11 protein-coding genes are annotated in these 13,137 nt (G+C 71.0%); 4 read left to right on the top strand and 7 right to left on the bottom strand.

Going from position 1 to position 13,137, the window contains the following annotated elements:
- Positions 1 to 194: 194 nt before the first annotated feature.
- The 5 genes from RM479_RS12620 to RM479_RS12600 form a co-directional block, all read right to left on the bottom strand.
- A complete protein-coding gene (locus tag RM479_RS12620) occupies positions 195 to 1,907 on the bottom strand; it encodes an ABC transporter substrate-binding protein (RefSeq protein WP_311512078.1) in 1,713 nt (570 codons plus the stop codon).
- Between the two features lie 175 nt (positions 1,908 to 2,082).
- Positions 2,083 to 3,111 (bottom strand): ABC transporter permease, encoded by a 1,029-nt coding sequence (locus RM479_RS12615; protein ID WP_311511915.1) that lies wholly within the window; start codon positions 3,109 to 3,111, stop codon positions 2,083 to 2,085.
- 418 nt (positions 3,112 to 3,529) lie between these two features.
- On the bottom strand, positions 3,530 to 3,874 hold the full coding sequence (locus RM479_RS12610; RefSeq protein ID WP_311511914.1) for an SH3 domain-containing protein: 345 nt from the start codon (positions 3,872 to 3,874) through the stop codon (positions 3,530 to 3,532).
- 580 nt (positions 3,875 to 4,454) lie between these two features.
- Entirely contained in the window at positions 4,455 to 6,143 is a 1,689-nt protein-coding gene (gene pgi, locus RM479_RS12605; protein WP_311511913.1) for a glucose-6-phosphate isomerase, read from the bottom strand.
- Positions 6,144 to 6,313: 170 nt separating this feature from the next.
- The gene (locus tag RM479_RS12600) at positions 6,314 to 7,156 is read right to left on the bottom strand and encodes an ion transporter (protein ID WP_311511912.1); all 843 of its coding nucleotides are present in this window, start codon (positions 7,154 to 7,156) and stop codon (positions 6,314 to 6,316) included.
- A gap of 239 nt (positions 7,157 to 7,395) precedes the next feature.
- On the opposite strand from RM479_RS12600, the gene RM479_RS12595 reads away from it, so the two are divergent.
- Positions 7,396 to 7,644, top strand: coding sequence for a hypothetical protein (locus RM479_RS12595; RefSeq protein ID WP_311512077.1), 249 nt, complete (start codon positions 7,396 to 7,398; stop codon positions 7,642 to 7,644).
- A 47-nt stretch (positions 7,645 to 7,691) separates the two neighbouring features.
- On the opposite strand, the gene RM479_RS12590 is transcribed toward RM479_RS12595, so the two are convergent.
- Positions 7,692 to 8,414, bottom strand: a complete 723-nt coding sequence (locus RM479_RS12590; protein WP_311511911.1) for a FadR/GntR family transcriptional regulator — start codon at positions 8,412 to 8,414, stop codon at positions 7,692 to 7,694.
- Between the two features lie 214 nt (positions 8,415 to 8,628).
- On the opposite strand from RM479_RS12590, the gene RM479_RS12585 reads away from it, so the two are divergent.
- The 3 genes from RM479_RS12585 to RM479_RS12575 are packed head-to-tail and all read left to right on the top strand — an operon-like array spanning position 8,629 to position 11,473.
- Positions 8,629 to 9,405 carry a (Fe-S)-binding protein gene (locus RM479_RS12585; RefSeq protein WP_311511910.1) on the top strand — a complete coding sequence of 259 codons (777 nt, stop codon included), beginning with the start codon at positions 8,629 to 8,631 and terminating at the stop codon, positions 9,403 to 9,405.
- Complete coding sequence (locus tag RM479_RS12580) at positions 9,402 to 10,835, top strand: lactate utilization protein B (protein WP_311511909.1); 1,434 nt, start codon at positions 9,402 to 9,404, stop codon at positions 10,833 to 10,835. The genes RM479_RS12585 and RM479_RS12580 overlap by 4 nt, the downstream gene beginning before the upstream one ends.
- Entirely contained in the window at positions 10,832 to 11,473 is a 642-nt protein-coding gene (locus tag RM479_RS12575; protein WP_311511908.1) for a LutC/YkgG family protein, read from the top strand. The genes RM479_RS12580 and RM479_RS12575 overlap by 4 nt, the downstream gene beginning before the upstream one ends.
- Positions 11,474 to 11,557: 84 nt before the next feature.
- Here the strand turns inward: RM479_RS12575 and RM479_RS12570 are convergent, their stop codons facing one another.
- The gene (locus RM479_RS12570) at positions 11,558 to 13,060 is read right to left on the bottom strand and encodes a cytochrome P450 family protein (protein WP_311511907.1); all 1,503 of its coding nucleotides are present in this window, start codon (positions 13,058 to 13,060) and stop codon (positions 11,558 to 11,560) included.
- Between the last annotated feature and the right edge of the window lie 77 nt (positions 13,061 to 13,137).

Here is a 13,137-nt window from a genome sequence, read left to right as displayed (position 1 = left end):
TTGGGGCCTCCGCGCCCTTGCGCGCCCCGCCGCGAGGACACACGACGCGAAGCCAACGCTCCGCGCCGGCACAGGTCATCAAGCACGAGCGCCGCGCACGCGGGGATGATCCCGGGTGCGCGGCGCGGTGGTCGTCGCGGGAGGGCCGGGCCCCGCGCACGCGGGAACGGTCCCGCCGCCCTACCTGCTGCTCTTCACTCCCGGGTGGTGCCCAAAGACATGTAGTCGTACATCGAGTAACCCGCGTGGTAGTACACGTTGGTCAGGTTCGGCGGCCGGTACATCACCGTGCGCTCGAACACCGCCGGCAGGATGACGGCCTCTTCCATGGCCCGCTCGTCGATCCGGGTGTAGATCGAGGCCCGCTCCTCGGGGTCCTCGATCGTGACGACCTCGTCGAACCAGCCGTTGACCTCGTCGTCGTCGAACTCGGAGATGTTGGAGTTGCCCGCGTCCTGGATGGCGTCGCCGTCCAGGATCTTGCTCATGAAGCCGTAGCCGCTGGCCCAGTCCGGGGCCCAGCCGTAGACCGTCAGCCCCAGGTCGTTCTCCTGGACGAAGTCCGGGGAACCGGCCTGGGTGTTGGTGTAGGTGTCGGACGGGTACTGCTTGATCTCGACCTCGATGCCGACGCGCTCCAGAGCCTGCTGGACGGCCTCGGCGGTGCTCACGTCCGAGGGCCGGTCGGCGCGGGCGCCGATGGAGGTCGAGAAGCCGTCGGGCCGCCCGCACTCCTCCAGCTTCTCGCGGGCCATCTCCAGGTCGCCCTTGTCGTCGTCGGACGGATAGGGGTCGATGTCCGGGTCGGCGCCGGGCAGGGCCGAGGGCATGATCTGGGTGGCGATGTCCCCACCGCTGTCACCGCCCCAGGCGCGGTGCAGGGCGTCGCGGTCGGCCGCGTACATGACCGCCTGGCGGCAGGCCGGGTCGTTCAGCGGCTCGACCACGGTGCTGATGTTGACGTACCGCAGGGTGTTGGTCTGCGGGTTGTCCACGCTGGCACGACGGGCGTCATCGGTGATGAGGCTGCCGCGCATCGCCGGGCCCACCCCGACACCGGCCATGTCCACGTCGAGTTCGCCGTTGACCAGGCGCTGGTCGATCTCGTTCTGGTCGACGCCCAGCTGCACCTCGACGCGGTCGGGCAGCGCCTTGCGGGTGGGGTCGGTGGAGGCGTCCCACTGGTCGTTGCGGACCAGGTTCAGTGACACCCCCGGCCGGTACTCCCCGTCGAACTTGTAGGGACCCGAGGAGACGACCTGGCTCTGGTACTGCTCACCGCGGTCGGCGTCCGGCGGCACCGGCGCGGTCTGCGGCTGGATGAGGACGTACGGGAACTCCGAGAAGCTCTTGTTGAGACGGAAGACCAGGGTGTGGTCGTCCGGGGTCTCGATGCCGTCGAAGCCGTCCAGGGGATCGCCCTCGGCGGCGTAGGGCCCCTCGTAGTCCTCGCTGTCCGCCAGGAGCTGCTGGAAGTACTTGGGCCCGTTGGGCAGGGCCTGGTCACCGAAGTTGCTGCGGGCGATCGCGTACTTGACGTCCTGGGCGGTGATGTCCGACCCGTCCTCGTACCTCAGCCCCTGTTTGAGGCGGACGGTCCACTCGGTGGAGTCCTCGTTGGCCTCGGGCAGCGCCTCGGCCAGGTCGGGCTGGAGTTCGGTGCCGGTCTCGCCCGGGGCCTCGGTGTAGGTGAGCAGGGTGCGCGCGTAGTAGCGGGTGAAGTTCCAGCTGAACGCGTAGTAGGTGTTGCCGGGATCCGGGGAGTCGAAGTCCGCGGAGATGGCGTAACGGAGGGTACCGCCGGTCTGGTCGGACGGATTGACGACCTCCGCCTCCGCCTGGTTGAACTCTGCGTCGACCTCCCCTCCGCCCCCGCCGCCGCCCCCGCCGCCGCACGCGGTCAGCATCAGGACCAGGGCCGTGCCGACGGCCGCGGGAGCCGCGTGTCGGCGCCCCCGGAACGTCGCGGGTGTGCCGTGGTGGGTGTTCACCTTGCCTCCAGGATCGGGTTGCTGCGGGAACCGTGCGGAGCACGGTCGGGAACCGGGTCCGCCCGCCGCGTACGGCGAAGGGGCGGGTCCGTCAGTCGGAGGAACGCGGGTCGAAGGCGTCACGCAGGCCGTCACCGAACAGGTTGAAGGCGAGCACGGTGATGAAGATGGCCAGGCCCGGGATGATCACGAAGTGCGGCGCGATGGTGTAGAAGCGCAGGGCGTTCTCCAACATGCCGCCCCAGGTGGCCGTGGGCGGGTTGACGCCGACCCCGAGGAAGCTCAGGGCCGCCTCGAAGAGGATGTTCGTGGGGATGAGCAGCGTGGAGTAGACGAGGATGGGGGTGACGAGGTTGGGCAGGATCTCCCGGAAGACGATGTGGGGGCTTCCCGCGCCGAGGCTGCGGGCGGCCTCGATGAACTCGCGCTCCTTGAGGGTCAGGGTCTGTCCGCGCACGATGCGGCCGATGTAGGGCCAGTTGAAGAACCCGATGATGAAGATCAGGACACCGATGCGCAGTCCGTTGCCGGTGAGGCCGAACGCTCCGTCGGGGATGACGCCGACCAGGGCGATGGCGAACAACAGCAGCGGGAAGGCCAGGAAGATGTCCATGGCCCGGCTGATGACGGTGTCGACCCAGCCGCCGAAGTAACCGGCGACGACGCCGAGAACGGTGCCGATGACGACGCACACGACGGTGGCGACCGTGGCGACCAGGAGTGAGGTGCGGGCGCCGTAGACGATACGGCTGAAAAGGTCGCGGCCGTTGACGGGCTCGACGCCCAGGAGGTGATCGGCGCCGATGCCGCCCCAGGGGTCCAGCATCCCCGGCACGGGGTCGTCGGGGTCGAGCAGGACGCCGCCGGTGGCCGGGTCGATCATCTGCTGGTTGAACTGGTTGGGCGGGTAGCCGAACCAGGCGGTCAGCAGCGGGGCGAAGATGGCGACGAGGATGAGCAGGACGACGACGATCCCGCCGGCCATGCCGACCTTGTCCTTGCGGAACCTTTGCCAGGCGATCTGGCGCAGGGATCGGCTCGCGGGGTTCTTCGCCCCGGCGACCACCGCTTCGGGGTCGGCGTGCTGGGAGGACTCCGGCGCGTCCATCGGCGCGGTCATGTGCGGCACTGCCCCCGTAGATCGCTTTACGTAGTAGATCGACTACGTAGAGCTTGCACGAATGGCGTGTCCATTTCCAACATCCGCGCCGACCGCAGGGCACCGTCCCCGTCCGCGCCCGGGTGGTGCCCGCCGGCCCTGCGGCGCCGGGCCGGCGACCTCCTCACGACCCCAGGCACACCACCGGCCGGGGACCTCGGGGTCCCCGGCCGGTGCCGGCCCGAACAGCCGACACGTCGTCTCCCCCGGCGGCCGGCCGGTCCTGCGCGCACCCCGGGCGGGGACGCGCGGGACCTCGCGCCTCGTTCCCTCAGGAGCCGGGGAACGGCGGGAAAGGGTGCTTCGAAAGGGAGAGCGGAAAGGAAGCGGTGCGCGCGCGAGGGCCGCACGGAAAAGGACGGAGCGCGAAAGGGGCCCGTCAGACCATGCACTGCCCACTGGTGCGGCTCAGGTACTGGTTGGAGGCCCAGCGGTTGGTCCCGGCGAGCTTGCGGAACCCGTTCTGGACCGTGGAGGTGGCCGACACGATGGAGTTGATGCCCAGCCAGCCGACGGCGGTGTGGTGGGTGCCGGGGCCGCTGCGGACGCGCAGCCCGTCGACGGTGACACGGTAGGGGCACAGGACCTGGGAGGCCGAGGCCTCCTGGGGGACGGCGGTGGCCTGCGCCGGGGAGGCCAACGCCAGACCACCGACGACGGTGACGGCGGACAGGGCGATCGCGGCGAGCGAGCGTGAGAGCGAACGCTTGGGGGGCGTGGTCACGATGATCCTCCGAAGATCATGGGAAAAAGCGGGAAGGCTTTTCCATACACCGGTGTCGAAAACGATTCCGACGGACCCTTGGAACCGTAACGGCGATGCACCGCTCAATGCTTGAATTGTCCGGCTCAGGTCATGATGTTTCATCATTGGACCGCTTCTCTGAGCCGAACGGTCCCCTTCCCGGCACGGCCCACCTGCCCTCCTCACCCACGGCGAGGATTTAACGACGGTGTTCGCCCCCCACGTGTCCTGACCGAAAAACACGATCCCGTTCGGCTCCCGGCACCCCTCCCCTGTGGCGACGCCCCTGTACGGCCGTTGTCCCAGCGCACGGCCGCCGGCGCACGTCACCCACCCGGACCCGCGTCCCCCGCGCGGCGCACCCGCCCGGTCGCGCTCCGAGCGGTGGCGATCTCACGCGCGTCGAAGACGCGCACCTCCCACCCGGACCGGCCCCCTCGTAGGGCCCGACGCTCCCTTCCACCGAAGCCCCGAACACGTCGCGGGCCTCGCTCGCGTCACACCGGGAGGCGGGGCCGCGGACCGCGCCCGTCATCACGCGGTCCGCGCGATGACGGGGCTAACGCCCGCGCAGTGTGCGGTACCGGGCCACCAGGGCGGCCGTGGAGGTGTCCAGTCCCGATACCTCGGCCCCCTCGGTGAGCGCGGGTTCGACGCGCTTGGCCAGCACCTTGCCCAGCTGCACCCCCCACTGGTCGAAGGAGTTGATGTTCCACACCGCCCCCTGCACGAAGACCTTGTGCTCGTACAGGGCGACCAGTTGACCCAGCACCGATGGGCTGAGCCGCTCCGCCAGGATCGTGGTGGTGGGGTGCCCGCCCGCGAAGGTACGGTGCGGGACCAGTTCGGCCGGCACCCCTTCGGCGGCGACCTCCTCGGCGCTCTTGCCGAAGGCCAACGCCTGCCCCTGGGCGAACATGTTGGCCATGAGCAGGTCGTGCTGGGGCACCAGGGCCTCGGGCAGGTCGGGGGCCGGCTCGGCGAACCCGATGAGGTCGGCGGGCACGAACCGGGTCCCCTGGTGCAGCAACTGGAAGTAGGCGTGCTGTCCGTTGGTGCCCGGGGTGCCCCACACGATCGGCCCGGTCTCCCAGGTGACCGGTCGCCCGTCGCGCTGCACCGACTTGCCGTTGGACTCCATGTCCAGCTGCTGGAGGTAGGCCGGGAACCGCGCCATGTGATGGGCGTAGGGCAGCACCGCGTGGCTCTCCGCCCCCCAGAAACCGCCGTACCAGACCCCGATGAGGCCCAGCAGGAACGGCAGGTTGCGCTCGATGGGCGCGGTCGCGAAGTGGGTGTCCATCAGATGGAACCCCGCGAGCATCTCCCGGAACCGCTCGGGACCGATGGCGATCATCAGCGACAGCCCGATGGCCGAGTCATAGGAGTAGCGACCGCCCACCCAGTCCCAGAAACCGAACATGTGGTCGGTGTCGATCCCGAACCGGGTCACCTCCTCGGTGTTGGTGGACACCGCCACGAAGTGCCGGGAGACGGCCTCCTCCGCGCCCAGTCCATCCACCAGCCACCGGCGGGCGACGGTGGCGTTGGTGATGGTCTCGATCGTGGTGAAGGTCTTGGAGGAGATCACGAACAGTGTGGTGGCGGGGTCGGCGTCCACCAGCGCCTCGTGCAGGTCGGCGCCGTCGACGTTGGACACGAACCGGAACTCCAGCCCCCGGTCGGTGTAGGGGCGCAACGCGTCGTAGGCCATGGCCGGGCCCAGGTCGGAGCCGCCGATGCCGATGTTGACGACCCGCCGCACGGGCAGCCCCGTGTGCCCGACCCAGCGGCGGGAGCGCACCCCGTCGGCGAACTCCGTCATCCGGTCCAGGACCTCGTGGACCGCGGGGACCACGTCGTGGCCGTCGACCTCGATGACCGCCGAACGGGGGGCGCGCAGGGCGGTGTGCAGCACGGCCCGGTCCTCGGTGAGGTTGATGTGCTCGCCGCGCAGCATGGCGTCGCGCAGTTCGGCGACCCGGGTCGCCTCGGCCAGGTCCACCAGGAGACCCAGGGTCTCGTCGGTGAGGAGGTTCTTGGAGTAGTCGACGTGCAGGCCGCCGACGTCGAGGGTGAAACGGTCGGCCCGCGCGGGGTCGGCGTCGAACAGGTCGCGCGGACGCGTGCCGGTCAGCCGGGCCCGGTGCCCGGCCAGGGCCGTCCACTGGTCCCGTCGGTCCAGGGCGGTGGCCCCGCGGGCACGCTCTCCGGGGCCCTCTGTGCGGGGGAGGGGTGTGGCAGACATCCGGTCGCTCCTCGTCGTCCGTAAGGTCCAGGTGCGGGGCCAGGGACACGTGTGCTCGGTCCGCGCCGTGCGCTCCGCGTTGCGGCTGTGATCCTTACCCTGCCACGTCCGGAGCCGAACGCGGGGTTTTCCACAGGCACTCCCCGATCCGTCCCATCCGGTGGGACGGATCAGCCCGGACCGACGCCCTCGCGCTCGCGTCGCAGGGACTCCACCTCGGCCCGCAGGGCGCGCAGTTCGGCGAGGATGAGGCGCTGTCCCTCGGGGCCCTCGTCGTCGGGTCCGGAACCGCCGTGGCCGGCCCGGCCCTCGCCACCGCCCCGGGGCGGCTCGTCGTCGTCCCGTTCGAGGGCCTCCACCGCCACGGCGATGAACAGGTTGAGGGCCACCAGTGTCGACACGAGCACGAAGACGACGAAGAACACCCACGCCATCGGCTCGTGCTCCATCACGTCCTTGGCGATGGTGCCCCATCCGTCGGCGGTGGCGATCTGGAACAGCGTGAACAGCGAGGTGGGCAGGTCCGCGAAGTACTGCGGGGAGACCTCCGCGAACAGCCGGGTCGCCATCACCGCCGACACGTACAGCAGCAGGACCACCAGGAACAGGATCGACATCATGCCGGGCATCGCCCGGAACAGCCCGGCGACGACGTGGCGCAGGCTGGGGATGACCGAGAGCAGGCGCAGGACCCGCAGCACACGGAGCACCCGCAGGACCGCGAACGGCCCGGAGGCCGGCAGCAGGGCGATACCGACGATGACGAGGTCGAACCAGCTCCACGGGTCGCGGAAGAACGCCGCGCGGTGGGCGAACATCCGCAGGGCCAGTTCCACCACGAAAAGGGCGAGGATGCACAGGTCGATGGCGTGCAGGAGCCCTCCGTGGGCGGCCATGACCCTCGTGGAGGTCTCCACGCCCAGGATGACGCCGTTGACGAGGATGAGGGAGACGACCGTGCCCTGGAACCAGGAGGCGTCGACGATCGTACGGACCCGTTCGCGCGCTGTCACGGGGAAGGGGGCTCCGTTCCTGTGGTGGGGGGTGGGCCGCAGAATCCTACCGTCCGTAACGGACGGCCGTTCCCCTCTCGTCCCGCTCCATCCCGCTCGGAACTGGAATCCCCCGCTCCGAACAGGCATGATCGAAGGTCCAGGGATGACCGAGGGTGAGGGGGCCGCCGGTGGTCGGATCAACCGAGGAGTACCCGGACCGGAACCGGGACGAGGACATCGACGACGTCGACGCCGACATGGACGTGGGCGCCCCGAACCAGGACAGCGTGGTGGCCGGGTACCTGCTCGATCATCCCTACGGTCTGCGGATCGAGGAGATCGAGGACCAGGGCACTCTGGGGATCGGTGCCGAGTTGCGCCGGGAGGTGCCCGAGCAGGCGCCCGAGCCCGAGGAGGAGACGCCTCACACGTCGCGGCGCGAGGATCTGGCACGGGTGCTGCGGGCCGAGGAGTTCGCCGAGAGGTTGCGCGAGCGCGGAATGTGACGACGCGGATGCGGCACGGCCCGACGGTTCAGGAGCGCGCCTCGGGTCTACCGGTCCCGGCTCTCCCGGGTCGCCAGTTCCGCGGTGAGCCACCGTTCCACCCGCATGACGTGGACGGCGGCGGCGGCGCGGGCGGCCTCGGGGTCGCGGGCCAGCAGGGCCTCGTGGATGCGCCGGTGATCCTCGCGCAGCGCGTCGGTGAACCCGGCCTCGCGGTGGCCGGCCCACACACGGGCGTTGAACGTCCGTGAGGACAGACCGTCGTTGACGGCGGCCAGGGTGGCGTTGCCGGTGGCGGCCACGATCGCCTGGTGGAAGCCGAGGTCGGCGGTGACCGTGTCGGCGGCCGTGGCGGGGTCGCCGTCGATGCGGTCCAGAAGCGCGCCGATCCGCTCCAGGTCGGCGTCGGTGGCGCGGGCGGCGGCCAGGGCGGTGGCGGCGGGTTCGATGATCCTGCGGACCTGGAGGACCTCCAGGAGCGTCTCACCGCCGGAGACCTCGGCCAGCACGGAGAAGGTCTCCAGCAGGTCGGCGGGGCGCAGCGCGGTGACGTAGACGCCCGCTCCGTGGCGGGCCTCCAGGACTCCCAGCGTGGTCAGGGAACGGATGGCCTCGCGCATGGAACTGCGGGAGACGCCCAGGCGGGCGGACAGGTCGCGCTCGGTGGGCAGGCGTTGACCGGGGCCGACCTCCCCGGAGGAGATCATCTCCTTGATGCGCTCGACGGCCCGCCGTGTGACCGGGGTGCGCTCGGAGTCGGAACCGTCCACGACACCCCCCGTCCGCCGGGTGCGGGCCGCCGCGCGACCCTTGACACCCCCCACGCGAAAGTGATCATACCAATCCGGACCACCACCCCTTGCCATCCTCCGACAAGGGGGTTTCCTTGCCGCCTTTCGCTCACCTGTGCAAAAGTGGTCAGACCACTGAGAGGCTCGTGGTGAGCGGTACGCCCGCCCATCCGGCGCGGCGCGAAGGAGGCACATGAGGGTCGCGTTGTTCATCACCTGTGTCAACGACACGCTCTTCCCCGACACCGGACGGGCGGTGGTGCGCCTCCTGGAGCGGCTGGGTCACGAGGTGGTCTTCCCCGAAGGCCAGACCTGCTGCGGGCAGATGCACTACAACACCGGCTACCGGCGTCCGGCGAGCAGGCTGGCCGTGCGGTTCGTGCGGACCTTCGAGGACGCCGACGCCGTCGTGGTGCCCTCGGGCTCCTGCGCGGCCATGATCCGCGACAACTACCCGCGTCTGGGCGGGAGCGGCAGCCGCCTCTCCCGCAAGGTGGCCGCGCTGACCCCCCGGGTGTACGACCTCACCGAGTTCCTCGTCGACGTTCTGGGCGTCACCGACGTGGGCGCCTACTACCCGCACAAGGTCGTCTACCACCCCACCTGCCACGGACTGCGCATGCTCGGGCTGGGCGACCGCCCCTACGAGCTGCTGCGCGCGGTGCGCGGTCTGGAACTGGTGGAACTACCCGGGGCCACCGAGTGCTGCGGGTTCGGCGGCACGTTCGCGGTCAAGAACGGCGACGTCTCCTCGGCCATGGGCGCCGACAAGGCCCGCCACGCCCTGGAGACCGGGGCCGAGGTGCTGTGCGCCGTGGACAACTCCTGCCTGATGCACATCGGCGGCGTCCTGTCGCGCCAGCGCGCCGGCATGCGGATCGCGCACATCGCGGAGATCCTGGCGAGCACGGAGAAGGACTTCCGGAGCGACACCCGCGACCGGACCGACAAGGAGGAGGCGACCCGATGAGCGACGCCACGTTCCTGGGCATGCCGCCCTTCCCCGAGGCGGCCCGCACCGCCGTCAAGGACTCCCGGCTGCGCTACAACCTGCGCAAGGCGACCCACACCATCCGCGACAAACGCGCCCACGTGGTGGACGAGATGGGCGACGACTGGGCCCGGCTGCGCGCCGAGGGCGCGGCCGTCAAGACGCACACCCTGCGCCACCTCGACCGTTACCTCGAACAGCTGGAGGCCTCGGTGACCCGCGCGGGCGGGCACGTCCACTGGGCCTCCGACGCCGCCGAGGCCAACCGGATCGTCACCGCCCTGGTCAAGGCCACCGGTGAGACCGACGTGGTCAAGGTCAAGTCGATGGCCACCCAGGAGATCGAGCTCAACAACGCGTTGGCGGCCGAGGGCATCACCGCCTACGAGACCGACCTGGCCGAACTGATCGTCCAGCTGGGCAACGACCTGCCCTCGCACATCCTGGTCCCGGCCATCCACCTGGGACGCGCCCAGATCCGGGAGATCTTCCTGGAGCAGATGGCCGAGTGGGGCACCCCCGCTCCCCCTGGGCTGACCGACGACCCCCGGGCGCTGGCCGAGGCGGCCCGGGCCCACCTGCGCGAACGGTTCCTGCGCACCCGCACGGCCATCTCGGGCGCCAACTTCGCGGTGGCCGACTCGGGCACGCTCGTGGTGCTGGAGTCGGAGGGCAACGGGCGCATGTGCCTGACCCTGCCGCAGACCCTCATCTCGGTGGTGGGCATCGAGAAGATCGTTCCGACCTGGGACGACCTGGAGGTGTTCATGCAGCTACTGCCGCGATCGTCCACCGGGGAGCGGATGAACCCCTACACCTCGACCTGGACGGGTGTGACACCGGGCGACGGCCCCCAGGAGTTCCACCTGGTACTGCTCGACAACGGCCGCACCGACGTACTGGCCGACACCGTTGGCCGCCAGGCGCTGCGCTGCATCCGCTGTTCGGCCTGCCTGAACACCTGCCCGGTCTACGAGCGCACCGGCGGGCACTCCTACGGTTCGGTCTACCCGGGGCCGATCGGCGCCATCCTCACGCCGCAGCTGCGCGGGATGGGGTCGGAGGTGGAGGAGTCCCTGCCCTACGCGTCGTCCCTGTGCGGCGCCTGCTACGAGGTGTGCCCGGTCGCGATCGACATCCCCGAGGTGCTGGTGCACCTGCGCGAGGAGGTCGCCCAGGGCCATGGGCACCTGGGCGAGAAGACGCTGATGGCCGGCGCGGAGGCGGTGTTCTCGTCCTCGACCGCCCTGGGCGCGGTGCAGCGCGCCGCGGGGCTGGGCCGCACGCTGGTCCCGCGCCACCTTCCCGGGCTCGCGGGGGCCTGGACCGACACACGCGATGTCCCGGACGTACCGGCCGAGTCGTTCCGCCGCTGGTGGAACGAGAGAGAGCAGGGGGAAGGCCGATGAGCGCCAAGGAAGCGATCCTGGCCCGGGTACGGGCCGCCCTGGCCGACGTGCCCGCCGACGAACCGTTGGAGCGCGTTCCGGACCGCGCCCATCTGGACTCCCACGGGGTCGGGCCCACCCTGGACGTGCTGGAGGACCGGCTGGTCGACTACAAGGCGCTCGTGCACCGGACCCCCGCCGACCGGGTGGGCGAGGAGATCGCAGCCGCCCTGGCCCGGCGCGGGGCCCGGCGCGTGGTGGTGCCCCCGGCCCTGCCCGGGGAGTGGCTGGCCGGGACCGGCATCGAGACCCTGACCGACTCCCGGGAGGAGCCGCTGACGGTGCGGGAACTGGACGCCTCCGACGGAGTGATCACCGGGTGCGCCGTCGCGATCGCCGAGACCGGGACGATCGTCCTGGACGGCGGCCCCGATCAGGGTCGGCGCGCCATCACCCTGGTGCCCGACTACCACCTGTGCGTGGTGCGCGCCGACCAGGTGGTGGACGGGGTGCCCCAGGGGGTGCGCCTGTTGGACCCGGCCCGTCCGCTCACCTGGATCAGCGGGCCGTCGGCCACCAGCGACATCGAGCTGAACCGGGTGGAGGGGGTGCACGGCCCGCGCACCCTGGAGGTGCTGCTGGTGGAGGCCGCCACCTGAGACGCCCCGGACCGGTGGCCGACGCCACGGGGGAACCGCGTGCACGCGCGGTCCGGCCCCTCCACGGGTCCGGGCCGCGCCCGTTCAGCCCCGGGGGGTCCAGGTCGCCAGGAGCCGGTCCAACGGATCGGGGACGTCCTCCTGCTTCGCGAAGGGCGCCTGGTAGCGGGCTCCCGCCCCCTGCGGGGCGCGACGCCTCTTGGGCTCGGGGACCGCGACGACCGTCTCCGCCTCCTCCCGGCCGCCCTCCCGGGACAACGGGGCCTGGTAGCGGGCCCCCTGCGCCACGGGGCGTCGCCTTCTTCGGATCCAGGTGCGCATCGGACCCCGCTCCTGCGGCGGCTCCTGCCGTTCGGTCCGTTCACCGGTGGCGGTGAACCACACCGGCAGTTCCTCCAGACCGTGCACCGACAGCGAGGGCCGCCGCCGCAGATCGGCCGGTTCGACCGCCAGGACCATGCCGCGCAGCCGGTCCACGGCCATGTCGATGGCGGTGCGCACCATCTCCCGGGAGAAGGCGGTGGCCGGGCACCGGTGCGCGCCCGCACCCCACGCGAGGTGGGAGCGGTTGCCGGCCAGGGCCATCGCGTCGTCGCCGCCGCGCGACACCGACGGGTCGGTGTGCGCGGAGGCCAACCCGAACAGCAGCGGCTCGCCCTTGCGGATGTGCGCTCCCGAGAACCGGATGTCCATGGTGGAGTAACGACCGGCCAGCACCTGGATGGGCGAGTCGGTCCACATGACGTAGTCGATGAAGTCCTCCGGGGTGAGGGTGCCGCCCAGGTAGGCGGTCCACACGTTGGGGTCCTCCAACAGCTTGAGCAGGGCGTTGCCGATGAGGTGGGTGGTGGCTTCGTGCCCGGTCGCCCACAGCATCGACAGCGCCTCGACCGCCTCCTCGTCGGTGAGCGCGTTGGGGTGCGCCAGCAGGTGTCCGACCAGGTCCTCGCCGGGTTCACGGCGTTTGCGCTCCACCAGACCGCGGAAGTAGCCGCGCACCGAGTCCCCGGCGTCCGCCGCCTCCCGCGGGTCCGCGCTCCACGAGCGTTCGGCGATGTCCGCCAGGAGTCGCCCGTACTCGTCGGGCAGTCCGAACAGCTCGTTGAAGACCATCGCGGGCAGCGGGGCCGCGTACTGACCGATGAGGTCGGCGCTGCCGTCGGCCGCGGCCCGGCCCAACAGGTGCACTGCGGCGCGTTCGACCACCGGGACCAGCTGGGCGGTGCCGACCGCGGCCAGCGCCTCCACGATGGGGGCCCGGAGCCGCTGGTGCTCGGCGCCGTCGTGCCCCAGGGCCCCGCTGCGGGCCGGAGACCCGGTGGAACGCCAGGGACGCGGATCGGCGGAGAAGTAGGTCTGGTCCCGCAGCGCCTGGAGGTTCTCCTTGTAGCCCAGCAGGAGCCACCCGGGAACCCCCGGGCCCAGTTCCACCGGGACCAGCCCGCCGTGCCGTTCGCGCAACTGTCGCCAGGGCAGCTCTCCTCCCCGGTGCAACGCGAGGGCACCGTCCTCGCTGTAGGGGCAGCGGCCCGCCCCGTCTCCGCTCGCGGTTCCCTCATGGTCGGTGGGACCGGTGCCCTGGTACATGGAGACTCCTCGGTGACTGCGGTTGAGGAGACGCTAGGACCGGGATGTTTCCGCGATGCTTCGGGAAGGAAAGTTCC

This window comes from Nocardiopsis lambiniae (assembly GCF_031845465.1).
Taxonomy (GTDB): Bacteria; Actinomycetota; Actinomycetes; order Streptosporangiales; family Streptosporangiaceae; genus Nocardiopsis; species Nocardiopsis lambiniae.
The sequence above is the reverse complement of the archived record's forward strand: the minus strand, read 5'-3'. Positions and strand labels throughout refer to the sequence as shown.

Bases quoted from the DNA above. Each gene is read 5' to 3' on its own strand.
- RM479_RS12615 (WP_311511915.1), bottom strand. From the start codon at position 3,111: ATGACCGCGCCGATGGACGCGCCGGAGTCCTCCCAGCACGCCGACCCC.
- pgi (WP_311511913.1), bottom strand. From the start codon at position 6,143: ATGTCTGCCACACCCCTCCCCCGCACAGAGGGCCCCGGAGAGCGTGCC.
- RM479_RS12575 (WP_311511908.1), top strand. From the start codon at position 10,832: ATGAGCGCCAAGGAAGCGATCCTGGCCCGGGTACGGGCCGCCCTGGCC.
- RM479_RS12595 (WP_311512077.1), top strand. From the start codon at position 7,396: ATGGACGTGGGCGCCCCGAACCAGGACAGCGTGGTGGCCGGGTACCTG.
- RM479_RS12580 (WP_311511909.1), top strand. From the start codon at position 9,402: ATGAGCGACGCCACGTTCCTGGGCATGCCGCCCTTCCCCGAGGCGGCC.
- RM479_RS12585 (WP_311511910.1), top strand. From the start codon at position 8,629: ATGAGGGTCGCGTTGTTCATCACCTGTGTCAACGACACGCTCTTCCCC.
- RM479_RS12620 (WP_311512078.1), bottom strand. From the start codon at position 1,907: ATGCTGACCGCGTGCGGCGGCGGGGGCGGCGGCGGGGGCGGAGGGGAG.
- RM479_RS12570 (WP_311511907.1), bottom strand. From the start codon at position 13,060: ATGTACCAGGGCACCGGTCCCACCGACCATGAGGGAACCGCGAGCGGA.